The organism is Sphingomonas fucosidasi (assembly GCF_036663855.1).
In the GTDB taxonomy this organism is placed as follows: domain Bacteria; phylum Pseudomonadota; class Alphaproteobacteria; order Sphingomonadales; family Sphingomonadaceae; genus Sphingomonas; species Sphingomonas faeni_B.
The window spans coordinates 291,448-312,034 of the sequence record NZ_JAXOJR010000001.1; the positions used below are offsets into that span (position 1 = coordinate 291,448).

Annotated in this window: 18 protein-coding genes; 5 read left to right on the forward strand and 13 right to left on the reverse strand. The window is 67.0% G+C overall.

The window, feature by feature from the left end:
• Nucleotides 1–83 precede the first annotated feature (83 nt).
• The gene (locus tag U1737_RS01430) at nt 84–680 is read right to left on the reverse strand and encodes an anthranilate synthase component II (RefSeq protein WP_332795311.1); all 597 of its coding nucleotides are present in this window, start codon (nt 678–680) and stop codon (nt 84–86) included.
• A 214-nt stretch (nt 681–894) separates the two neighbouring features.
• Here U1737_RS01430 and U1737_RS01435 point away from each other — a divergent pair, with 214 nt between their 5' ends.
• Nucleotides 895–1,299 carry a hypothetical protein gene (locus U1737_RS01435; RefSeq protein WP_332795312.1) on the forward strand — a complete coding sequence of 135 codons (405 nt, stop codon included), beginning with the start codon at nt 895–897 and terminating at the stop codon, nt 1,297–1,299.
• Nucleotides 1,300–1,488: 189 nt separating this feature from the next.
• Here the strand turns inward: U1737_RS01435 and trpE are convergent, their stop codons facing one another.
• Together trpE and U1737_RS01445 are read right to left on the reverse strand one after the other, a co-directional pair.
• Complete coding sequence (trpE, locus tag U1737_RS01440; RefSeq protein ID WP_248520963.1) at nt 1,489–2,979, reverse strand: anthranilate synthase component I; 1,491 nt, start codon at nt 2,977–2,979, stop codon at nt 1,489–1,491.
• Between the two features lie 7 nt (nt 2,980–2,986).
• The gene (locus U1737_RS01445; RefSeq protein ID WP_332795313.1) at nt 2,987–4,942 is read right to left on the reverse strand and encodes a peptidylprolyl isomerase; all 1,956 of its coding nucleotides are present in this window, start codon (nt 4,940–4,942) and stop codon (nt 2,987–2,989) included.
• Nucleotides 4,943–5,126: 184 nt separating this feature from the next.
• Here U1737_RS01445 and tpiA point away from each other — a divergent pair, with 184 nt between their 5' ends.
• Together tpiA and U1737_RS01455 are read left to right on the forward strand one after the other, a co-directional pair.
• Nucleotides 5,127–5,870 (forward strand): triose-phosphate isomerase, encoded by a 744-nt coding sequence (gene tpiA, locus U1737_RS01450; RefSeq protein WP_332795314.1) that lies wholly within the window; start codon nt 5,127–5,129, stop codon nt 5,868–5,870.
• A gap of 125 nt (nt 5,871–5,995) precedes the next feature.
• A complete protein-coding gene (locus U1737_RS01455) occupies nt 5,996–6,694 on the forward strand; it encodes a tetratricopeptide repeat protein (RefSeq protein WP_248520957.1) in 699 nt (232 codons plus the stop codon).
• A gap of 112 nt (nt 6,695–6,806) precedes the next feature.
• Here U1737_RS01455 and U1737_RS01460 read toward each other — a convergent pair whose 3' ends face one another.
• Both U1737_RS01460 and U1737_RS01465 read right to left on the reverse strand, forming a co-directional pair.
• Nucleotides 6,807–8,189, reverse strand: a complete 1,383-nt coding sequence (locus U1737_RS01460) for a leucyl aminopeptidase family protein (RefSeq protein WP_332795315.1) — start codon at nt 8,187–8,189, stop codon at nt 6,807–6,809.
• The gene (locus tag U1737_RS01465; RefSeq protein ID WP_332795316.1) at nt 8,186–9,577 is read right to left on the reverse strand and encodes a serine hydrolase domain-containing protein; all 1,392 of its coding nucleotides are present in this window, start codon (nt 9,575–9,577) and stop codon (nt 8,186–8,188) included. The genes U1737_RS01460 and U1737_RS01465 overlap by 4 nt, the downstream gene beginning before the upstream one ends.
• A 164-nt stretch (nt 9,578–9,741) precedes the next feature.
• On the opposite strand from U1737_RS01465, the gene U1737_RS01470 reads away from it, so the two are divergent.
• The gene (locus tag U1737_RS01470; protein ID WP_107954842.1) at nt 9,742–9,888 is read left to right on the forward strand and encodes a lmo0937 family membrane protein; all 147 of its coding nucleotides are present in this window, start codon (nt 9,742–9,744) and stop codon (nt 9,886–9,888) included.
• A 94-nt stretch (nt 9,889–9,982) separates the two neighbouring features.
• Here the strand turns inward: U1737_RS01470 and rimO are convergent, their stop codons facing one another.
• On the reverse strand, nt 9,983–11,338 hold the full coding sequence (gene rimO, locus U1737_RS01475; protein ID WP_332795317.1) for a 30S ribosomal protein S12 methylthiotransferase RimO: 1,356 nt from the start codon (nt 11,336–11,338) through the stop codon (nt 9,983–9,985).
• Nucleotides 11,339–11,432: 94 nt separating this feature from the next.
• Here rimO and U1737_RS01480 point away from each other — a divergent pair, with 94 nt between their 5' ends.
• Entirely contained in the window at nt 11,433–12,575 is a 1,143-nt protein-coding gene (locus U1737_RS01480) for an anhydro-N-acetylmuramic acid kinase (protein ID WP_332795318.1), read from the forward strand.
• Nucleotides 12,576–12,814: 239 nt separating this feature from the next.
• On the opposite strand, the gene U1737_RS01485 is transcribed toward U1737_RS01480, so the two are convergent.
• The 7 genes from U1737_RS01485 to U1737_RS01515 form a co-directional block, all read right to left on the reverse strand.
• A complete protein-coding gene (locus tag U1737_RS01485) occupies nt 12,815–13,138 on the reverse strand; it encodes a hypothetical protein (protein WP_248520947.1) in 324 nt (107 codons plus the stop codon).
• Between the two features lie 88 nt (nt 13,139–13,226).
• Nucleotides 13,227–14,405, reverse strand: a complete 1,179-nt coding sequence (locus U1737_RS01490) for a vWA domain-containing protein (protein WP_332795319.1) — start codon at nt 14,403–14,405, stop codon at nt 13,227–13,229.
• 141 nt (nt 14,406–14,546) lie between these two features.
• Nucleotides 14,547–16,460, reverse strand: a complete 1,914-nt coding sequence (locus tag U1737_RS01495) for a CocE/NonD family hydrolase (RefSeq protein ID WP_332795320.1) — start codon at nt 16,458–16,460, stop codon at nt 14,547–14,549.
• Between the two features lie 191 nt (nt 16,461–16,651).
• Complete coding sequence (locus tag U1737_RS01500; RefSeq protein ID WP_332795321.1) at nt 16,652–17,218, reverse strand: CHAP domain-containing protein; 567 nt, start codon at nt 17,216–17,218, stop codon at nt 16,652–16,654.
• Between the two features lie 48 nt (nt 17,219–17,266).
• Nucleotides 17,267–18,781, reverse strand: a complete 1,515-nt coding sequence (locus U1737_RS01505) for a glycosyltransferase family protein (RefSeq protein WP_332795322.1) — start codon at nt 18,779–18,781, stop codon at nt 17,267–17,269.
• Nucleotides 18,782–18,886: 105 nt separating this feature from the next.
• Nucleotides 18,887–19,741 carry an AAA family ATPase gene (locus U1737_RS01510; RefSeq protein WP_332795323.1) on the reverse strand — a complete coding sequence of 285 codons (855 nt, stop codon included), beginning with the start codon at nt 19,739–19,741 and terminating at the stop codon, nt 18,887–18,889.
• Nucleotides 19,742–19,808: 67 nt separating this feature from the next.
• Nucleotides 19,809–20,489, reverse strand: coding sequence for a DUF6975 family protein (locus tag U1737_RS01515; protein WP_332795324.1), 681 nt, complete (start codon nt 20,487–20,489; stop codon nt 19,809–19,811).
• Between the last annotated feature and the right edge of the window lie 98 nt (nt 20,490–20,587).

The window sequence follows — 20,587 nt, forward strand, 5'->3', positions numbered from 1 at the left end:
GTTCCGCGTTTTCGTCGGCCGGCGAGCGTGCGGAACCATGGACCCCGGAACTGGTCCGGGGTGACGGAGGATAGAAGTCGCGCTCATACCTTCAGGCCTTCGCGCGCATTCACCGGAATGCCGGCCATCTTCAGGAAGTTGGCGAGCATCGCGTGGCCGTGTTCCGTCGCGATGCTTTCCGGGTGGAACTGGACGCCGTGGATCGGCAGCGTCTTGTGGCGGAAGCCCATCACCGTGCCGTCCTGCGCGGTCGCATTCACCACCAGCGTGTCGGGGACCGCGTTGACGATCAGCGAGTGATAGCGCGTGGCGATGAAGGGGGAGGGCAATCCGGCGTACAGCCCGGTATCGTCATGCAGCACGGGCGAGGTCTTGCCGTGCATGAGCCCGCCACGCTCGACCTTGCCGCCGAAATGCTGGCCGATCGCCTGGTGGCCGAGGCACACGCCGAGCAACGGCTTGCCCGCGTCCGCGCAGGCCGCGACGAGGTCGAGGCTCACCCCCGCCTCGGTCGGCGTGCAGGGGCCGGGGGAAATGAGGAACGCGTCCGCGCCCGACGACAGAGCCTGCCCGGCGGAGATCGCATCGTTGCGGACGACTTCGACCTCGGCGCCCAGTTCCATCAGGTAATGGACGAGGTTCCAGGTGAAGCTGTCGTAATTGTCGACGACGAGGATCATGGCGCCGCCTTAGCCTAACCGGGGCGCGGTGCAACATGGCAGCGGCCCCGCATGTTACGCTCCATCAACCGCGCTGCGAGCGATTGCCCCGATTTTGCCACGGCGCAGTCGCGGATCGTCGGGTTCCTTCCTATATCGGAAGCGCAGGCGGCGCATCATTCAGCGCGGAGCAATGCCGCGTGACGGACGTTATCCGTTCAAAGGAGCCTTACCGATGTTACGTACCGTCGTCCTCGCTGCACTGATCGTACTTCCCGGCATGGCATATGCCCAGGACGCGCAGGTCGACACCCCGCCCCAGCGTATTCGCAGCGTCACGCTGACCGGCGACCAGAAATGCCCCAAGTCCAGCGCCGGCGAAGTCGTCGTGTGCTCGACGCTCGACCAGCCATACCGCATCCCGAAATCGTTGCGCGAGGACAAGCCCATCGCCGCGCAGAACCAGAGCTGGGTGAACCGCGCGGCGACGATGGATCAGATCGGGCGGGTTGCCGGCGGGTTGCCGGATACGTGTTCGGCGGTCGGGACGGGTGGCCAGTCGGGCTGCTTCATGCAGCGTAACCAGGCGTTTGCGGCGGAGCGCCGTGCGCCTGCGAGCGAGACGACCACCACGCCGTAACCGCTTTTGTCAGTTGGACGGTTGTCGAGCCAAAAAGCAAAGCCCCCCGGTGAAGGCCGGGGCCCAATTGAGCGACGGTAAAAACAAAGGTTCCGGCCCGTTACCGCGACTTCACCAATTGGGCCCCGGCCTTCGCCGGGGTGGTTGAGTTGTCGGGCTCCGGCCCACCTTGTCCGTGGTCAAAGCGACTTACTGACCGAAGCCCGGTGCTTTCGCCCGGCTGACGGCCTCGCGGGCGGCGGCTAGGATCGCGCCGGCCTTCGCCTCGCACTCACGCTGTTCGTATTCGGGGACGCTGTCGGCGACGATCCCGGCGCCGGCCTGGACGTGGATCGTGCCGTCCTTTACCACCGCGGTGCGCAGCACGATGCACGAGTCCATCGAGCCGTCGGGCGAGAAATAGCCGACCCCGCCGGCGTATGCGCCGCGCCGCTCGGGTTCCAGTTCGGCGATGATCTGGCAGGCGCGGACTTTCGGTGCGCCGCTGACGGTGCCGGCGGGGAAACCGGCGAACAGCGCGTCGAGCGCGTCCTTGTCGGGGGACAGCGTGCCGACGACGTTCGAGACGATGTGCATGACGTGGCTGTAGAACTCGACGCCGTAGCTGGCCGTCACCTTCACCGACCCTGGCGCAGCGGCGCGGCCGACGTCGTTGCGGCCCAAATCCAGCAGCATCAGGTGTTCGGCGCGCTCCTTGGGGTCGGCGAGCAGGCTGACGCGGTTCGCCTCGTCCTCGGCGGCGGTCTTGCCACGTGGGCGGGTGCCGGCGATCGGGCGGATCGTCACTTCGTCGTCGCGGACGCGGACGAGGATCTCGGGGCTCGAACCGATCAGTGCGAAGCCGGGCAGGTCGAGGTGATAGAGGAACGGCGACGGATTGATGCGCCGTAGCGAGCGATACAGCTCGAACGGCGGTAACGCGAACGGCGTGCTGAACCGCTGGGCGAGGACCACCTGGAAGATGTCGCCGGCGAGAATATAGTCCTTCGCGGTGGCGACCATCTCGCCGTAGCGGCCTTCGGGTAGGGCTGGCGTGTAGACGGGCTCGGCGACGTCGGCGCGGATCGGTGCGGGGACGGGCGTGCTGGCGAGCTTGGCGGCGACCGCGTCGAGACGCTCTTCCGCCTCGTTTACGATCGCGTCGGCGTCGCGCGAAGGATCGGGCCAGGCGGGCGCGACGAGGTACAGCGCGTCGGTCAGGCGATCGAACACGAGCACGACGGTCGGCCGGACGAAGATCATGTCGGGCAGGCCGAGCGGATCGACCGGCGGCTGCGGCAGGTCCTCGACCAGCCCGATCGTCTCGTAGCCGAAATAGCCGACGAGGCAGGCGAGCGCGCGGGGAAGTTCGGCTGGAACCTCCGCGCGGCACTCCGCCACCAGCATCCGCAACGCGTCGAGGGTCGGCGCCGGGCAAGGCTCGAACGCCTCGCGATCGGTTGCCCAGTGACGGTTGATCTCCGCGCTGTGGCCGTTGGCGCGGAACAGCAGGTCGGGGGCGAGACCGATCAGGCTGTGGCGGCCGCGGATCTCACCGCCCTCGACCGATTCGAGCAGGAAGTCGCCACGTCCCGGCTCGATCAGCTTCAGCGCGGCGGCGACCGGCGTTTCGGTGTCGGCGACCTGGCGACGCCAGACGAGCGCCGGGCGCCCTTCGGCCAAGGCTGCGCGCGCGTTCATCCGACGATCAGTTGCCGGTGGCGCCGTTGCCGAGCAGATCGGCGCGGGTGCGGGCGAGTGCGGTCGAATCGGTCTTCACGCCGACATCGGCACGGACCGCCTTGGCGAACTGTTCGACATATTCGCGACCGACCGAGCGGCCGATATTGGCGCGCGCGGCCTTGATCGCGGCATCGTTGCCCGCCGCATTGCCGCTGGCGATGCTGTCGAGCTTGATGACGAACCAGCCGCTGTCGTCGGGCGCGGCGAGCGTCTTGGCGGTGTTCGGCGCCATGCTGAACATCAGCGCGAGCGCGGGCGGTGCACCGCGCGGATCGGCGGCGATCTGCGCACGCGAGGCGGTCAGCGGACGCGCGGCCGGCAGCTTCAAACCGGTCTGCGAGAGCGACTGCTGGATCGGCATGCCCTTGTTGATCCGCGCGAGCACGTCGGCGGCGACCTTCCGCGCAGCCTGACGCGAACGATCGGCGGTCACGTCGCGGAGCACGGCGGCGCGAACCTGCGCCAGCGGACGCGGCGTGGCGGGAACGACCCGGCCGAGCGCGACGACGGCGAACCCGCCATCGGTGCCGAGCTGGACGAGCTGCGGGCCATCGCCCTCGGCCGCCTGGAACGCGGCGGCAACCAGGGGGGCGACCGCGGGATCGGGCTTGCTGGCGTCATCGTCGGGGTTGACGCCGTTGGCGATCAGCGCGGGTGTGGTGACGGGCGTAAGCTTCTGGTCGGCGACCACCTCGTCGAAGGTGGCGTTACCCGACAGCGAATCGTCGATCTTGTCATGGATCGCGGACAATGCCTCGGCCGACTTCCGGATGCCAATGGCAGCGGCGATCTCGCCACGCACCTGGTCGAGCGAGCGACCGGCGACGGTCTCGATCTTGTCGATCTTCGCGACGGTCCAGCCGAGCGGCGTACGGACCGGGCCGATCACCGCACCGCTGGCGGCTGCGAAGGCCGCGTCGGCGACCTGTGCGGACGTCGTGCCGGCATAGGCGGCCTTCTCGACGCCGGTCTGGGTCGACGCTTCGAGGCCGGCGGCGCGGGCGGCGTCGGCGAGGCTGGTGCCGGCCTTCACCTTGGCGGCGATCGCGTTGGCGCCAGCCTGATCGGCGACGACGACCTGCGTGATCGTGCGCTTCTCGGTCGCGGCATAGCGTGCGCGATCCTGCTGATAGGTCTTGGCGATCTCGGCATCGGTCGGGACGGCCTGCGCCTTGACCTGATCGGGCGAGATGACCGCGTAGCGGACGATGCGGCGCTCCGGCACGGTGTAGCGTGCGACGTTGCGCTTGTAGAAGGTGGCGAGGTCGGCATCGCTCGGCGCGGGGCCGGCGGGGACGGCCGCGGCGGGAATGAATCCGATCGTGCCGGTGCGCTTTTCGAGCAGCAGTGACGCGTAAGGGAGCGCGAGCTGGCTGGCGACCTGCGTCGCGCCGGTGCTCGGGATCGTCAGCTGCTGCGCGTAGGTGTCGCGGACGATGTCGCTGCGGATCTGCGCGTCGGTCAGCTTCCGCTGGGCGAGCACCTGGCGGTACAAATTCTCGTCGAACTTGCCGGTCGGGCCCTGCAGCGCGGGGATGCTCGCGATCTGACCGTCGACGGCGCGCTTGCTGACGACCATGCCCTGTGCACGGCCAAACTGCTCGAGCGCCATGCTGGAGATGATCCGGTCGAGCGTGCCTTCGAAGCCGCCCTGATTGATGAAGGTCGCCATGTCGAGCGTCGGCTGTTCCTGGCGGAAACCTTCGAGTTGGGTCTGTGCCTGCGTCTTCAACTCGTTCTCGGTGATCTCGGCCTTGCCGACCTTGGCGACGTCGCCGCCGGTGATCCCTGCGCCGCCGGTCATCGAGCTCAAGCCCGTGATGTCGCCGGCCGCGAACGCGAGCGCGATGACGCCGAGCACGATGAAGGTGATGACCACGCCGACCTTCGAATGGGTAAGGCGGCGAAAGAAAGCGAGCATGGACAGCCGATCGACAGGGATGGGAACGCGGATGCTTTACGGGGGCGAGGGCGGCTCTTCAAGTCGGGCGCTTCAAGGTCGTGCGGGCTCGGGTCGGCCCGTGCTGGGCCATTCGGGGGATGTGCAGGGGTTGTACGAGCCGGGGGCGGCGCTATCGCTGGGCAAAATGCTTGGGGAATTAGCGATGCGGCGCAAGCTGGTAGCAGGAAACTGGAAGATGAACGGGTCGCGGGCGATGCTCGTAGAGCTCGATGCGATTGATGCGGCGGCCAGCGCCGCACCCGGGGTCGACGTGTCGGTCGCGGTGCCCTTCACGCTGATCGCGGCGGCGTCGGAGCGCGTGCCGGGCCTCGCGATCGGTGCGGAGGACGTCCACGAGGCGGATTCGGGCGCGCATACCGGCTGCGTCTCGGCGGCGATGGTGAAGGAGGTCGGCGCGTCGTTCACGATCGTCGGCCATTCCGAGCGGCGCGCGGACCAGCACGAGACGAGCCACGATGCCTGGGCGAAGGCGGCGGCGGCGCGGCGGCAGGGACTTCACGTGATCCTGTGCTGCGGCGAGACCGAGGCCGAGCGCGACGCGGATCGTGCCGAGCGCGTGGTGCAGGCGCAGATCGAGAAGTCGGTGCCGGACAATGCGGACGGGAGCTGGTTCACGCTGGCGTACGAGCCGCGCTGGGCGATCGGGACGGGACGCACGCCGACGCTCGACGAGATCGCGGCCATCCACGCCATCGCGCGCGCCAAGTTGCGGATGCTGATCGGCGATGCCGCGGCGGGGGTACGGATCTTGTACGGTGGGTCGGTGACGGGCGCGAACGCGGCATCGATTCTCGACACACCCAACGTCGACGGGGCGCTGGTGGGTGGTGCCAGCCTGACCGCGGCGAAGTTCGTCCCGATCATCGAGGCGGCGGCTTCGCTGTGACAAGGCTGTGAATGCGGGCGAGGAACAGCGTTAAGTCCCGATAAACCCTATACTCTTAAGGTTGACCGACGATTCGACGGGATGATCGTCGGTCGGCGTAAAGCGGCTTTCGTGCGAGGGTTGATATGGCCAGATGGTTTGTCGGATGCATAGGTGCCTCGATCGCGACCAGTGCGGTGGTATGCGCGACCCCCATTCGGGCGGAAACGCCACGCGAACTGCTGACCCAGGCCGGGTTCGTCGATCGTGACCGAGGCGTTGCGCTGGCGCGGATCGACAAGGCGGCGGCGGTCGCGGGGCAGGCGTTGAGCCGCTCGCCGAACGACCAGGAGGCGGCGATCATGCAGGCGATGGCGAACGGCTATCGCGCGAAGCTGCTCGGCAATCGCGGGCAGGCGATCGCCGCAAGGAAGCAGTACGAGGCGCTGGTGACGCGGTATCCGCGGAATGCCGAGGCGCAGGCGGCGCTGGGCGCGTGGCATGTCGGGGTGATCGCGAAGCTCGGGCGGTTCGTCGGGCGTGCGGTGGCGGGCGCGCAGAAGGCGACCGGGTTCGAGGCGCTGGATCGGTCGGTCGCGCTGGGCGGCAATCGCGCGATGTTCGCCGGGTTGGCGGGGTTGTTGCGTCTGGAGCTGGATCCGAACGATGCGCGGGGGCGTGCGCTGTTGGAGACGGCGAGCAAGGCGCCGACGCCGAGCGCGATCGACGGGTATGTGCGGAAAGCGGCGATGGCGGTGCTGGTGCCGCTGCGCGCTGGCGATGCGACTGCGACGAAGACGCTGGCAGATAAATTGCTGCCGTTCGGGCAGTTTGCAACGAGTTAGATGGTCCTGCTCGGATCTCGGTAAAATACCCTGTTCCCCCGCGAAGGCGGGGGCCCAGGATGTCACAGGATAGCGTTCGTAACCCTGGCCCCCCGCCTCCGCGGGGGAACCGCTAGGTGTACCGCTTCGCCAACATCGCGAAGGCGGCGCGGAGGGCATAGGCCTCGCCGCCCTTCGGCCGCCCCGGTTTCGCCGACGGCCGCCACGCGAACACGTCGAGATGCGCCCAAGGCGTGCCCTTCGCCACGAACCGGCGCAGGAACAGCGCGGCGGTGACCGCGCCGGCAAAGCCGCCATCTGGCGCGTTGACCATGTCCGCCACGTCCGACTTCAGCATCTCGTCATAGTCGTTCCAGAGCGGCAGGCGCCACATCTGGTCGCCCTCCGCGACGCCTGCCGCGAGTAGGTCGGCGGCGAGCGTTTCGTCGTCGGTGAACAGCGGTGGCAGGTCGGGACCGAGCGCGACGCGGGCCGCGCCGGTCAGCGTTGCGAAGTCGAGGATCAGGTCCGGGTTGCTCTCGCCCGCCTTGGTCAGCGCGTCGCCGAGGATGAGGCGGCCTTCGGCATCGGTGTTGGTGTTCTCGACGGTCAGGCCTTTTCGCGTGGCGAGCACGTCGCCGGGGCGGAAGGCGTTGCCGGCGATCGAATTCTCGACCGCGGGGATCAAGAGGTGCAGGCGGACCGGGAGCTTGGCCGCCATCACGAGACTTGCCAGCGCCAGCGCGTGCGCCGCGCCGCCCATGTCCTTCTTCATGAGCCGCAGGCCGGCGGACGGCTTGATGTCGAGTCCGCCGGTGTCGAAGGTGACGCCCTTGCCGACCAACGCGAAGCGGGGATGCGAAGGGTCGCCCCATTCGAGTTCGATCAGCCGCGGCGCGCGGTCCTTGCTCGCGGCCTGGCCGACCGTGTGGATCATCGGGTAGCCGGTCGCGAGTGCATCGCCTCGGGTGGTCGTGACGGTCGCGCCGTACCGCTTGGCCAACGTCTCGGCGCCGGCTTCGAGGTCTGCGGGGCCCATGTCGGACGCGCCGGTGTTGACGAGATCGCGGACGAGCGCGGTGGCTTCGGCCAGGCGGACGGTCTCGTCGATATGCGCGGCGTCGGCGGTCAGGAGTATGCGCGGGCCGGTCGCGTCGGGCTTCACGTATCGCGTGAACTGGTGCTGGGCGAGCATCCAACCGAGCCCCGCCGCGCCTACCGGTCCCTCTGCGAGGCGATACGTTCCAGCGGGGAGCGACGCGCCGAGCGAAGCGATCCGCCACGGCGACGTCAGCGCCTCGTTGCAGACCAGCAGCATCGACCAGTCGTCGGCCGTATCGCCCGGCAGGACTGCGCGGTCACCGGGCTTGCCGGTCAGCCGGTGCGCGGCGACGGTCGTGCGGATGCGCTGCGACTGCTTGGCGAGCCAGCCTTCATAGGCATCGGGGTGGACGACGTGGATCGTCCGGGCGGGCTGGCCGCGGTCGGGTTGGAGCATCGAAGCGAAGTCGGTCATAGAGCGGGGGCCACCAAAAGTTGTTCGTACCGGCCGTTCGCGCCCGGCTCGGCATAGGTGCTGAGCGAGAGCGTGCGGTCGGGATAGGTGATGCGGTAGGTGCGGTTGACGAAGCCGCCGCGCAAGCGGGTCTTGCCGGTTTGTGCGAACGCGGTCGGCTCGCCGAGCGCGCCAAGGCTGGTCTTGTAGTCGGCGAGCGCGACCGGCTTGAAATAGTAATTGGCGTCTTCAGTGAGGCCCTTGCGGTCGAGCGTGCCGGTGCGGAGTTGGTCGTAGACGGCGCGGGCTCGGGCGAGCGCGGCGGTGTCTTCGGTGCTTGCAGCGGCGGGCGGCAGGACGATCTTGGCGACGCCTGCGGCGATGCGGCCCGTCGCGTCGCTGAACCAGCTGTTGGTGAGCACGACGATCGCGGCCTTATCGTCGGGATAGACGGTGTTCTCCGACAGGAAACCGACCGCTTCGCCGCTGTGCTCGACGTAGCGGCGACCGTTCGCGCTGCCGGTGAAGACGCCGAGGCCGTAGCCGTTGCTCGAGCCGTCGGCGAGTTTGACAGGGGTTTCCTGCGCGGTCCAGTCGTCGGCGGGGAGCGTGGTGCGGTTGAGGCGCGCGACGTCCCATTTGGCGAGGTCTTCGGCGCTCATCGAGAGTTCGCCGGCGGCGTATAGCCAGCCGTCCGCGCTGGGTGTCTCGGGGCGGACGGGGCCAAGCGCGAAGCGGCCATAGCCTTGCGGGTAGGCCTTGCCGATCGCCTTGTCCTGGTCGAGCGCGCGGATGTCGAGCGGCTTGAAAATGTGTTGCTGGAGGAAGCTCAGCAGCGGTTGTCCCGAGACCTTTTCGACGATCATCCCGGCGACGACATAGCCCGTGTTGGAATATTGCCACTGCGTGCCGGGCTGGAAATCGAGGGGCTTCTTGGCCCAGCGATCGACGATCTGCTGCGGCGTGACGGGCTTGGCCATCGCCGCGAAACTATAATCCTGCGGCCAGTAGTCCTGCAGGCCCGAGGTGTGGCTGAGCAGCTGGCGGATCGTGATGTGGTCGCCGCTTGTGATGCCGGGGATGTATTTGGCGACGGTGTCGTCGAGTGACAGCTTGCCTTCGTCTTCGAGCAGCAGGACCGCGGCGGCGGTGAACTGCTTCGAGATCGAGGCGATCTGGTAGGGGAGTTTGGGGTCCGCGACGGCGATGACCTCGGAGGGTTTGCCATAGGCCTTGGCGAACACGATCCGGCCGCCGCGCACCACCGCGATCGAGGCTGAGGGCACGCCGGTATCGCCTAGCGCGGCGGTCACCAGCGTGTCGATCTGCGCGGTTTCTGCTGGGGTGAGTGATTGAGCGATGGCGGGGGCGGGCAGCAGCGCGGCGACGGCGAGAAGGCGGAGGATCATGGCGCGCAACGAAGCAGAACCGGCCCGCGCGCGCAACGCTGCGATTTTAATTCCGCGGCGGTTGAAGGGGTTAGGCTAGGGCAGAAATGTTGACGGAACAGGGCGTGTTACAGACACGTTTCATCGAGCGACCGGGAGCTTTTTACGTCTCAGGGGACACACTCATGCTGTATACCATCGCCGTCATCCTGCTCATCCTCTGGCTGGCGGGCTTTGCCTTCCATGTCGCGGGTGGGCTGATCCACATCCTGCTGGTGATCGCGGTCATCGTCGTTCTGGTGAAGCTGTTCACCGGGCGTAACGTGGTCTGACGCTCGTTCTCCTGCGGACGCAGGAGTCCAGGGTTGCGGGTGGTATCGCTTGGTATCCTGGGCTCCCGCTTTCGCGGGAGAACAGTAAGTGGGGTTAGGCGATGGGCACGCCGTATAGGTCGTGGTCGTCGGCGTCTTCGATCGTGACCGGGACGATGTCGCCTACTGTAAGGTGGCCGGCGTCGCGGAGGAAGACTTCGCCGTCGATCTCCGGCGCGTCCGCCTTCGAACGGCCGGTAGCGCCTTCTTCGTCCACCGCGTCGATGATCACGTCGAGCGTGCGGCCGATCTTCGCCTGCAACTTGGCCGCGGAGATCGCCGCGGTCTTTTCCATGATGCGGGCGTAGCGCTCTTCCTTGAGCTCTTCGGGCACGTGGTCGGGCAGCAGGTTCGCCGCCGCACCCTCGACTGGCTCGAACCGGAACGCGCCGACGCGGTCGAGTTGCGCTTCGTCGAGCCAGTCGAGCAGATACTGGAAATCCTCTTCGGTCTCGCCGGGAAAACCGACGACGAAGGTCGAGCGGATCGTGATGTCGGGCGCGATCGTCCGCCAGTTGTGGATGCGCTGGAGCACCTTCGCATCATTGCCCGGACGCTTCATCCGACGCAGTACCGACGGCGCGGCGTGCTGGAACGGGATGTCGAGATACGGGAGCACGAGGCCTTCCGCCATCAGCGGAATGACGTGGTCGACGTGCGGGTACGGGTAGACGTAGTGGAGCCGCACCCAGGGCGCGATCTTGCCGAGTTCGCGCGACAGGTCGGTCATGTGCGCGCGGACCTCGCGGGCCTCGCCGCGCGCCATCGGGCCGCCGGTCTTAACCGGCCAGCTGGCGTGGCGCAGGTCGACGCCGTACGCAGACGTGTCCTGGCTGATGACCAGCAGTTCCTTGGTACCGGCTTCGACGAGCTTCTCCGCCTCGCGCAGAATCGCGTCGGGGCGGCGGCTGACGAGGTCGCCGCGCAAGCTCGGGATGATGCAGAACGAGCAGCGGTGGTTGCAGCCTTCCGAGATCTTCAGATAGCTGTAGTGGCGCGGGGTCAGCTTGAGGCCAGCGTCGGGGATCAGGTTGAGAAACGCAGACGGCGGCATCGGCGCCGCTTCGTGGACCGCGCCGACGACCTGCTCGTATTCGTGCGCGCCGGTGATCGCGAGGACCTGCGGGAAGCGTGCGCGGATCGCGTCGGCTTCCTTGCCCATGCAGCCGGTGACGATTACGCGGCCGTTCTCGGCGATCGCCTCGCCGATCGCCTCGAGGCTCTCCTCCTTGGCGGAATCGAGGAAGCCGCAGGTGTTGACCAGCACGATGTCGGCGCCGGCGTAATCGGGCGACATCTGGTAGCCGTCGCCGCGGAGTTGGGTGAGAATCCGCTCGCTGTCGACGAGGTTCTTCGGACAGCCGAGCGAGACCATGCCGATCTTCGGCGGGGAGGGGAGTGTTGTTGCCATGAAGCCCGCGCACATAGGCGCAAAGTTCGGTTTTTTCTAGGCGCGCGAAATCGCTTCCGCCATGGGTGGGCGGATTGCGCGGGAAGGAACCGATATGCTGGCGATTGGACTGATGTCGGGGACGTCACTCGACGGGATCGATGCCGCGTTGATCGAGACCGATGGCGAGGCGTTCGTGCGGCCGATTGCGTTTCGTGGCGAGCCGTATTCGGATGCGGCGCGGGCGCAGCTGTCGGAGGCTACGAGGATGGCGCTGACCTTCGACAAGCCGCGCGCGAGTCCACCGGTGGTTGCCGCGGGTGAGTTGATTACGCGCGCGCATGTGTTCGCGGTGCATAAGTTGCTGGCGGATGCGGGGGTTGCGGCGGCGGAGGTCGATGTGATCGGCTTTCACGGGCAGACGATCGCGCATCGGCCGGATCGGCGCTGGACGTGGCAGATCGGCGATGGCGCTGCGGTCGCGCGGGCTACCGGGATCACGACGGTGTCGGATTTTCGGTCTGCGGATGTCGCGGCTGGCGGGCAGGGGGCGCCTTTGCTGCCGGTGTATCATGCGGCTTTGGCGGCGGGACTAGAGGGCCCGGTTGCGGTGCTGAACCTTGGCGGGGTCGGGAACATCACCTTCATTCCAGGCGGGCATGACATGCACGATTCGCGGGAGATGTCGCCGGAGCGGGCGCAGATGGCGGATCGCGACGGGCTGGTGGCGTTCGATACGGGACCGGCGAACGGGTTGATCGATAGTTGGGTCGAGGCTGAGACGGGGGCGCGGTATGATGCCGGGGGGGCGTTGGCGGCGTCCGGGCGGGTGGACGAGACGGTGCTGACGGCGATGCTCGATCACCCGTTTTTCGATGCGCCGCCGCCTAAGTCGCTCGATCGGAATGATTTCACGATCCAGCCGGCGCGGGGGTTGTCTGCTGCGGATGGGGCGGCGACTTTGACGGCGTTTACGGCGGCGACCGTGGCTGAGGCTTTGCGGCATTTGCCGGCTCGACCGGTTCGGTTGCTGGTGGCGGGGGGTGGTCGGCATAATCCGACGATGCTGGCGATGATTGCCGCGCGGACCGGGCTGAGGGTGGAGCCGACGGATGTGCTCGGGTGGAACGGCGATGCGCTGGAGGCCGAGGGGTTCGCGTATATGGCGGTTCGGACGCTGAAGGGGCTGGCGATCAGTTTTCCGGGGACGACTGGGGTTCCGGTGGCGATGGCTGGTGGGGTTGTGGATCGGGTTTAGGGGGCGGTGCGCCTGGCAAAAAAAGCTTGTTCTCCCGCGAAGGCGGGAGCCCAGACTGGGCTCCCGCCTTCGCGGGAGAACAAGAAAGCTAAGCACCGTCGCCTGAGAGATCTCCACCCCGGCGGAGGCCGGGGTCCAATTGGAAAGGTTGCACTAACGAAGCGCGCTCAGTTAGCGGCGTCCCCCAATTGGGCCCCGGCCTTCGCCGGGGTGGTGCACCATGAGGGTGCACTGGGATATCAGTGCGGCTTCTTTGCCTTGGCCGGCTTCTTGGGCTCTGGCTTCTTCGGCGGGGTCTTCTTCTCTGCCCCGTCCTTCGCGCGCAACGCAGGCGCTGCGATCGCCGCAGCAATCCCGGCGATCACCGTCGCGCCGACCGCGATCGCGGTCTTCGGGTGCGACTTCACCGCATCGGTCGCTGTCGCGAGTCCAGCCTTCGCCGCGTCGGTCGCGTCCTCGACCCAGTCGCTCGCTGCAGCGGTCTTCTTGTCAGCCTTCGGCTTGTGGTCGTCGTCGTGGTGAACCTTGGCGTGCGGCATGGCGGAGTTGGGGATCGACGACATCGGATAGTCCTTCGGTGAGGGATGATGCCCGATAAACCGATCGCCTCCGTGACGGTTCCGTTACGGTACGCCGCCTACCGCACCAAACTCACCGTTTGCGGGTCAATTCGCGCATCGCGTCGTCGAGCCCGGCAAGGCTCAGCGGGTACATCCGGTCGCTCATCAACTCGCGGATGATCCGCACCGACTGTGAATAGCCCCATTGCGCCTCGGGCACAGGGTTGAGCCAAGCCGCCGCCGGATAGGTGTTGGTCAGCCGTTGCATCCAGACCGCGCCCGGCTCCTCGTTGAAATGCTCGACCGAGCCGCCGGGGTGGGTGATCTCGTACGGGCTCATCGACGCATCGCCGACGAAGATCAGCTTGTAGTCATGGCCGTATTTGTGGAGCACGTCCCACATCGGCGTGCGCTCTGCGAACCGCCGCGTGTTGTCCTTCCATACGCCCTCGTACGGGCAATTGTGGAAGTAAAAGAATTCGAGGTTCTTGAACTCGGTGGTCGCGGCGGAAAACAGTTCCTCGCAGAGCTTGACGAACGGGTCCATCGAGCCGCCGACGTCGAGGAACAGCAGCAGCTTCACCGCATTGCGGCGCTCGGCGCGCATGACGATGTCGAGATAGCCTTGCCGCGCGGTGCCGGCGATCGTGCCGTCGATGTCGAGTTCGTCGGCGGCGCCGTCGCGGGCGAAGCGGCGCAGGCGGCGGAGCGCGACCTTGATGTTGCGGGTGCCGAGTTCCTTGGTGTTGTCGAGGTTGCGGAACTCGCGCTGGTCCCAGACTTTCAGCGCGCGCTTGTGCGTGCTTTCGCCGCCGATGCGGACGCCTTCGGGGTTGTAGCCACCGTTTCCGTACGGGCTCGTGCCGCCGGTCCCGACCCATTTGCTGCCGCCCTGGTGGCGTTCCTTCTGCTCTTCGAGGCGTTTCTTGAGCGTTTCCATGATCTCGTCCCACGACCCTAGCGACTTGATCGCCGCCATCTCCTCGGGGGTCAGGAATTTCTCGGCGACCGCCTTCAGCCAGTCTTCGGGCACTTCGCCGGGGGCGGTGCCGTAGCTGGTGGCGAGGCCGCGGAAGACCTTGGCGAAGACCTGGTCGAACTTGTCGAGCAGTCCCTCGTCCTTCACGTACACCGCGCGGGAGAGGTAGTAGAAATCCTCGGGCGTCCGCTCGATCACCTCGGCGTCGAGCGCCTCCAGCAGGATCAGGTGCTCCTTGAGGCTGGCGGGGATGCCCGCGCTTCGGAGTTCGTCGAGGAAGTTCAGGAACATGGGGTCACTCCGAAGCCACCGTCATGCCGGGCTCGTTCCGGCATCCACGGTCCCGCACACCCGAAAGGCGTGAGTTTGCGGGACGGTGGACCCCGGAACAAGTCCGGGGTGAGGGAGTGGTTGTGGCGCGTGGCATAGGTTTCAACGCGCGATCGGCAGTTCGATCGCGCTGGGCTGCGCGGCCGAGTGGAAGACGCTGATCGTGGCCTTGCTGTAGTCGGCCGGCTTCGCGTCGAAGATGTTGGGAACGTAGGTCTGCGGGTTGCGGTCGTAGAGCGGGAACCAGCTCGACTGGACCTGGACCATGATCCGGTGGCCGGGGAGGAAGACATGGTTGGCGTTGGGCAGGACCACGCGGAAATGCGTCGGCTGGCCCGCGACGATCGGGGTCGGTTTCTCGAAGCTGTCACGGTAGCGGCCGCGCAGGATGTCCATAGAGACGGCGAGTTGATAGCCGCCCATGTCCGGCTTGTCGGAATATTCGGCGGGGTAGACGTCGATCAGCTTCACGACGAAATCGCCGTCCGTGCCGGTGGTGCTGGCGATCAGGTCGGCGACGGGCGCGCCGGCGATCGCGACCGGGCTGGTCAGCGGCGGCGTCTGGTAGACTAGAACATCGGTGCGATCGGAGAAGGGGCGCTGGTCGTCGACGAGCCATTGCCGCCAGGTCGAGCCGCTCGCGTAGGTCGGGCGGATCGGGCGGAGGCGGTAGGGGATCGGCTTGGCGGGATCGGAGACATAGTCATCGTGGCCGTCCCGTGCGGGGGCGGTCGGCGCGAGGCCGCTGGCGGGCTGGAAGTAGAGTTTCTGCGTGGCGGTCGAATTCGGCCAGCCGGCGAGCGTCTGCCACTGGTTAGCGCCGGTCTGGAACGCGGTGACGGGGGCGAGCGCGGGCGGTGTCGCGCCGGTCTTCAGCGCGCCGTCAAGGAACGGCAGCAGGACATTCTTGCGGAACCAGAGCGCGGTGTCGGCATCGAAGCGGATCGCGCCCAAGGTCGAGCCGTCGCCGTTCGCGCCGCCATGTGCCCAAGGGCCGAGCGCTAGGTGATTGACGTGGTTGGGGTCGACCTTCGACACCGCCTCGTAGGCCGCGACTGCGCCGTAGATGTCCTCCTGGTCCCATTGGCTGGCGACCCAGAGCGTCTGCACGGTCTGCGGTTGCTTGGGCAGGATCGTCTCGAGCGCCTGGCCCTGCCAGAACACGTCGTAGCTCGGGTGATCGTGGAGTCGGTTGACGAAGGGCAACTGCTCCAGCCCGCGGCTTTTCACGAACGCGCTGGCGGATCCGGCGCGGAGGAACGTGTCGTAGTCGTCGTAGGCGTCGCGCCACAGGTCGCCGGCCTCGCCTTTGGCCGCGTCCTGGCTGTAGTAATAATCGTAGCCGATCTGGCGGAAGGCGCCACCGTGGAAATCGTCGTCGCCCTTCCAGGTGTTGATCACCGGGTTCATCGGCACCGCGGCTTTCAGCGCAGGGTGCGGGTTTACCAGCGCCATCGCGGCCATCATGCCGTCGTAGCTGCCGCCGATGATGCCGACACGGCCATTGCTGTTCTTCAGGTTCTTCACCAGCCAGTCGATCGTGTCGGAGGCGTCGGTGGAGTGATCGACCTTGGTTGTGTTAAGCGGTCCGATCAGCGGGCGTTCGTTGATATAGGCGCCGTTCGAGCCGTTCTTGCCGCGGACATCCTCGAACACGCGGATGTACCCCGCGTCGAAGAACATCGCATCCGACGCACGCAAGTTCATCGCGCCGCTGGAACTGGAGGATCGGCTTGCGACGCCCTCGGCATTGTAGGGCGTGCGCTGGAGCAGGATGGGCGCGTCGGTGAGGCCCTTGCGCTGGACGATGACCGCGTGGAGCGTGACGCCGTCGCGCATCGGGATATCGACCTCGCGACGGTCGAAGTCGAAGCTGGCGTTGGCGGGGACGAACCTGGCGGGAATGTCACCGCCGGGCGGCGGGGCCTTTTCTTTTTGCGCGCCGACGATCGCGGGGGCGGACGTTGCGAGCAAGGCCAGCGTGACCGTCGTGAAAGCCTTGAACCGCATCGTCATCCTCGCCGTCTTTTGCGGGACGGTGGTGGCACGGTTTCGAGGGTGGCGGCAATCCTCTACCCTGCGTCATCCTGACGAAAGTCAGGACCCAGGGTTGTAAAGGATGGCGCTCGGAACCCTGGGTCCTGACTTTCGTCAGGATGACGGCGGTGGTCAGCATGACGGTGGCGGCAAGGATGACGGGCGGAGCGTTACCGCGCGATCGGTTTGCCGCTCACCGGAACATACGCATCGATCAGCGCGCCGACATAATCGGGGTTGCGACTGGTCAGTTCGGGCGCGGCATGCGCCTTGCCGTAGATGAAGCCGTAGACCGGGTAGACTCCGCCGCCGAGGCCGTCGACATCCTTGTACCAGACCTTCACGTCGCTCCAGTCGTTGCGTGGCGAGACGTCGAACAGCGTGACGTCCTGTTCGGCATGCCCGCGCTCGCCATTCTGCCGCGACCAGTTGGCATGCGTCAGCATCACGACGCGCTTCTCGACCACCCGGCTGACGACCGCGACATGGCCCATCGGCAGCCGCGCGGTCTTGGCGAAGACGATGACCGCGCCTTCCTTGGGCTTGTGCGTGCGTTCGTACTTACCGTCGGCCTGCTCCCACCATGTCCAGGCGTTGCCGTAGATCTGGATGCCCGACGCAGCGCGTGCGAACGGCACGCACTCGCCGACATAATTGAGCAACGAACTGGCATTGGCGCCGGCCGCAGCGGTGGCGGCGATGGCAAGGCCGAGGAGCGTTCGGGGGATTCGCTTCATGCACCGTTGGTATCAAGCCGCAGATGACCGGCTAGTTGCAGCCTATGGTTAACGCGCGGTTCCGCCGCGTTTTTCGGGCAAGTCGGCGCGTGCGTAGAGTGCCCAGTCGACCCCCGAGAGGATGGCGCGCCGCCGAACGACCGCCAGGCGGTAGCGCATGCCGCATCGGACCAACGCCGGAGATGCCTGTGCATCATCGTCCAGATCGACGTGGAGGAACGCGGGGGCAGGGCAATCCCGTGTGATCCTGAGCGGATAACCGCGTTCTGCCGCCGCCACGCGCAAGGTCGCGATCGGGCGGAGATGGTCGACGAGCACACTGGCCCCGGCCGGGCTTATCGCCGCCATCGTCGCGATCGCCGCGCCGGTGTCGCCGCGGCGACGTGCAGCCTGGACGAGATCGTCGCGGATGCTTGCGACTATGATCGCGGTAAGGAGGATTGCGCTGATGAGCCGGAGTCCGCCCCGTTTGCCGAGACCGTCGGCGAGTAGTCCGGCGAGCAGCAGGAGCAGGGCCAGCGATGAGAGGAGAAAATAGCGGGGCATGCCGGTATTGCCGATGCGGAGGACGGCGAGCCCGAGAGGAAGGCCGACGATCGCGGCGAGGTAGAAGATCGCGGTCGGGTCGCGCCTCCGGATGACAAGCACGAGAGCGAACGCGACGGCGATCGTCGCGACGCCCGCGATCCAGGTCGGTGCGGCGAGCCCGCCAATGCTGGCCGCGACCATGACGACGAGCGCTCGGCCCATCGCGAGGGGTGAAAACGCGACGTAATCGCCGACCTGCATCCCGGTCGCGCTCGCCGACGCTGCGGCCAGTACGAATGCGAACACCGCTGCGGTCGCGACGATCGTCGGCAGCAACAGGCGGATCGTCAAACGTGTCGCGCGGTCCCCGCCATGTCGGACGCGGAGCGCGACTGCGACCCACAAGACGATCGCGCAGATCCCGAAGAGCATCGTCAGCTGCGACACCAGTCCGAGCGTGGCGAGAAGGGCCAGTCGCCACCGCGGCGGGCCCTGGTCGGCTCCCGCGTCCAGCCAGCGCAGGACGAGCCAGACCATCGTCATGAGTGCGAGCAGCATCGGCATGTAGCCGCGCGCTTCGGAGCCGTAATCGACCATGATCGGTGACACCGCGACGAGTGCGGCCGCGACGAGCGCGTGGCGGGCACTGCGCTGTGCGCCGATCGCGGCGGCGACCAGGATCGTCGCGGTGCCGGTGGCGATCGACAGCGCGCGCAACGCGAGCGGTGGCGCGCCATAGCCGACCAGCCGCATCCAAAGGCTGTTCAGGTGATGGTTGTTGTCGTGGTTGATCGCCGTGAAGATGCCGAGCGGGGTCTGCGCGCGCTCGACCATGACCGCGGACCAGGCCTCGTCGACCCACAGGCCGCCGCGGGCGCTCCATAGGCGGAGGATCAGGCCGAGGAGGGTTATGCCGGCGAGCAGGAGTGCGATACGGAAAGTTCTGGGTGCACGGGCGTCGGGATCTATCGATCCTCCCCCGCCAGGGGCAGGTGGCAGGCGTAGCCTGACGGAGGGGGCGGCAAGGGGTAACATCGGTTCCGTGTCCTCCCCCTCCGTCGCCTACGGCGCCACCTCCCCCTTGCGGGGGAGGATTGAAACTACCTCATAGCCTATGCAGTATCGGGGTTAAGGCCGCCCTTACCCCTGGTTCTTCTGCCGCTTCGCCATGAACGCGAGGCGCTCGAACAGCATCACGTCCTGCTCGTTCTTGAGCAGCGCACCGTGGAGCGGCGGGATCGCCTTGGTCGGGTCGCGGTTCTGGAGGATGTCGAGCGGCATGTCCTCGTGCAGGAGGAGCTTGAGCCAGTCGAGCAACTCGCTGGTCGACGGCTTCTTTTTCAGGCTGGGCACGTCGCGGACGTCGTAGAACAAGTCCATCGCCTTGCCGACGAGGATCTTCTGGATACCGGGAAAGTGCACGTCGACAATCGCCTGCATGGTCTGGCGATCGGGAAACTTGATATAGTGGAAGAAGCACCGGCGCAGGAACGCGTCGGGCAGTTCCTTCTCGTTGTTGCTGGTGATGATGACGATCGGGCGCTCGACCGCGCGCACCGTTTCCTTGGTCTCGTAGACGTGGAATTCCATCCGATCGAGTTCCTGCAACAGGTCGTTGGGGAACTCGATATCGGCCTTGTCGATCTCGTCGATCAGCAGGACGGGCGGCGCGGGTTGCGTGAACGCCTCCCATAATTTGCCCTTGCGGATGTAATTGCCGATGTCGTGGACGCGCGCGTCGCCGAGCTGGCCGTCGCGCAGGCGGGCGACCGCGTCATATTCGTACAGGCCCTGCTGCGCCTTGGTGGTCGACTTGATGTTCCACTCGATCAGCGGCGCGCCGAGCGCCTTGGCGATCTCGTAGGCGAGTACGGTCTTGCCGGTGCCGGGTTCGCCCTTGATCAGCAGCGGGCGGCGCAGCGTTACGGCGGCGTTGACCGCGACTTTCAAATCGTCGGTCGCGACGTAGCTCTGGGTGCCTTCGAAGCGCTTCATGCGATGTCCCGTCCGGTTCTGAATACCGGGTATGGATAGAGGGTTTCCGCAGCCCCGTGCAAGCCGGTTACAGATCGCCGCGGGCGCTCGCACGGGCTTCGAGCAGCGACCACAGGCCGCGGTGCTGCGCGAACAATTGCTGCGCACCGAACAGGATCGCGCGCTGGATGCCGGGCGAAGTGCCGAGCGCCGCGATCATCGCCTGCGTGTCGGCGTCCGAGGGGAAGGTCGGTGCGGGTACGGCGAGGCCGAACCGCTCCGCAGCGACATCAAGCGTCCGGCGGATCGCATTCCAGTCGAGCAACAGCGCGGCAACCGCGCCGGTCGCGCAGCCGCGCCGTTCGGACCGGGCGAGCATTTCGAGCGCGTGCCGCTCGCCGACCAGCGCCGATTCGGTCTCCGCCTGGCCGGGCGTCGAGGGCAGCGGGCCGACCGCGGCGGTGAGCAGCGCGAGATAGGTGCGCTCGTCGACGAACCCGGCGGCGGCGGCGGTCAGCCAGTCCCGCGCCTCGGGCTGGACCGCGTGCGCCAGGACGTCGGCGATCACGCCGGGATGGTCGCCGTGCACCGAACATAGCGCATGGACCGCGTCGGACAGGTTGCGTGGTGCCGGGCCACCGGCGATCAAGCTGAGATAATGCGGATGCGCGACGCTGCCGTCGGCCTCGGCCAACTGGACAAGCGCCTGCCAGGCGCTGCGCTCGCCAGCGGGCTCAATGCCCTGCGGTACCGTGGTCGAAACCATCATACTCCGGTCGTGCTGCGCCGTGGAACGGAGGTTCCCGGCAAGGTTCTCGTCGGTCCGTTTAAACGAAGCGCGTAAAGACGCGGTATACGTCACGGTAA

Coding starts and splice junctions, on each gene's coding strand:
- U1737_RS01465 (WP_332795316.1), bottom strand. CDS start 9,577: ATGATCCTCCGCCTTCTCGCCGTCGCCGCGCTGCTGCCCGCCCCCGCC.
- U1737_RS01470 (WP_107954842.1), top strand. CDS start 9,742: ATGCTGTATACCATCGCCGTCATCCTGCTCATCCTCTGGCTGGCGGGC.
- U1737_RS01510 (WP_332795323.1), bottom strand. CDS start 19,741: ATGAAGCGCTTCGAAGGCACCCAGAGCTACGTCGCGACCGACGATTTG.
- U1737_RS01435 (WP_332795312.1), top strand. CDS start 895: ATGTTACGTACCGTCGTCCTCGCTGCACTGATCGTACTTCCCGGCATG.
- U1737_RS01480 (WP_332795318.1), top strand. CDS start 11,433: ATGCTGGCGATTGGACTGATGTCGGGGACGTCACTCGACGGGATCGAT.
- U1737_RS01500 (WP_332795321.1), bottom strand. CDS start 17,218: ATGAAGCGAATCCCCCGAACGCTCCTCGGCCTTGCCATCGCCGCCACC.
- U1737_RS01460 (WP_332795315.1), bottom strand. CDS start 8,189: ATGACCGACTTCGCTTCGATGCTCCAACCCGACCGCGGCCAGCCCGCC.
- U1737_RS01455 (WP_248520957.1), top strand. CDS start 5,996: ATGGCCAGATGGTTTGTCGGATGCATAGGTGCCTCGATCGCGACCAGT.
- trpE (WP_248520963.1), bottom strand. CDS start 2,979: ATGAACGCGCGCGCAGCCTTGGCCGAAGGGCGCCCGGCGCTCGTCTGG.
- rimO (WP_332795317.1), bottom strand. CDS start 11,338: ATGGCAACAACACTCCCCTCCCCGCCGAAGATCGGCATGGTCTCGCTC.
- U1737_RS01445 (WP_332795313.1), bottom strand. CDS start 4,942: ATGCTCGCTTTCTTTCGCCGCCTTACCCATTCGAAGGTCGGCGTGGTC.
- tpiA (WP_332795314.1), top strand. CDS start 5,127: ATGCGGCGCAAGCTGGTAGCAGGAAACTGGAAGATGAACGGGTCGCGG.
- U1737_RS01485 (WP_248520947.1), bottom strand. CDS start 13,138: ATGTCGTCGATCCCCAACTCCGCCATGCCGCACGCCAAGGTTCACCAC.
- U1737_RS01495 (WP_332795320.1), bottom strand. CDS start 16,460: ATGACGATGCGGTTCAAGGCTTTCACGACGGTCACGCTGGCCTTGCTC.
- U1737_RS01490 (WP_332795319.1), bottom strand. CDS start 14,405: ATGTTCCTGAACTTCCTCGACGAACTCCGAAGCGCGGGCATCCCCGCC.
- U1737_RS01505 (WP_332795322.1), bottom strand. CDS start 18,781: ATGTTACCCCTTGCCGCCCCCTCCGTCAGGCTACGCCTGCCACCTGCC.
- U1737_RS01430 (WP_332795311.1), bottom strand. CDS start 680: ATGATCCTCGTCGTCGACAATTACGACAGCTTCACCTGGAACCTCGTC.
- U1737_RS01515 (WP_332795324.1), bottom strand. CDS start 20,489: ATGATGGTTTCGACCACGGTACCGCAGGGCATTGAGCCCGCTGGCGAG.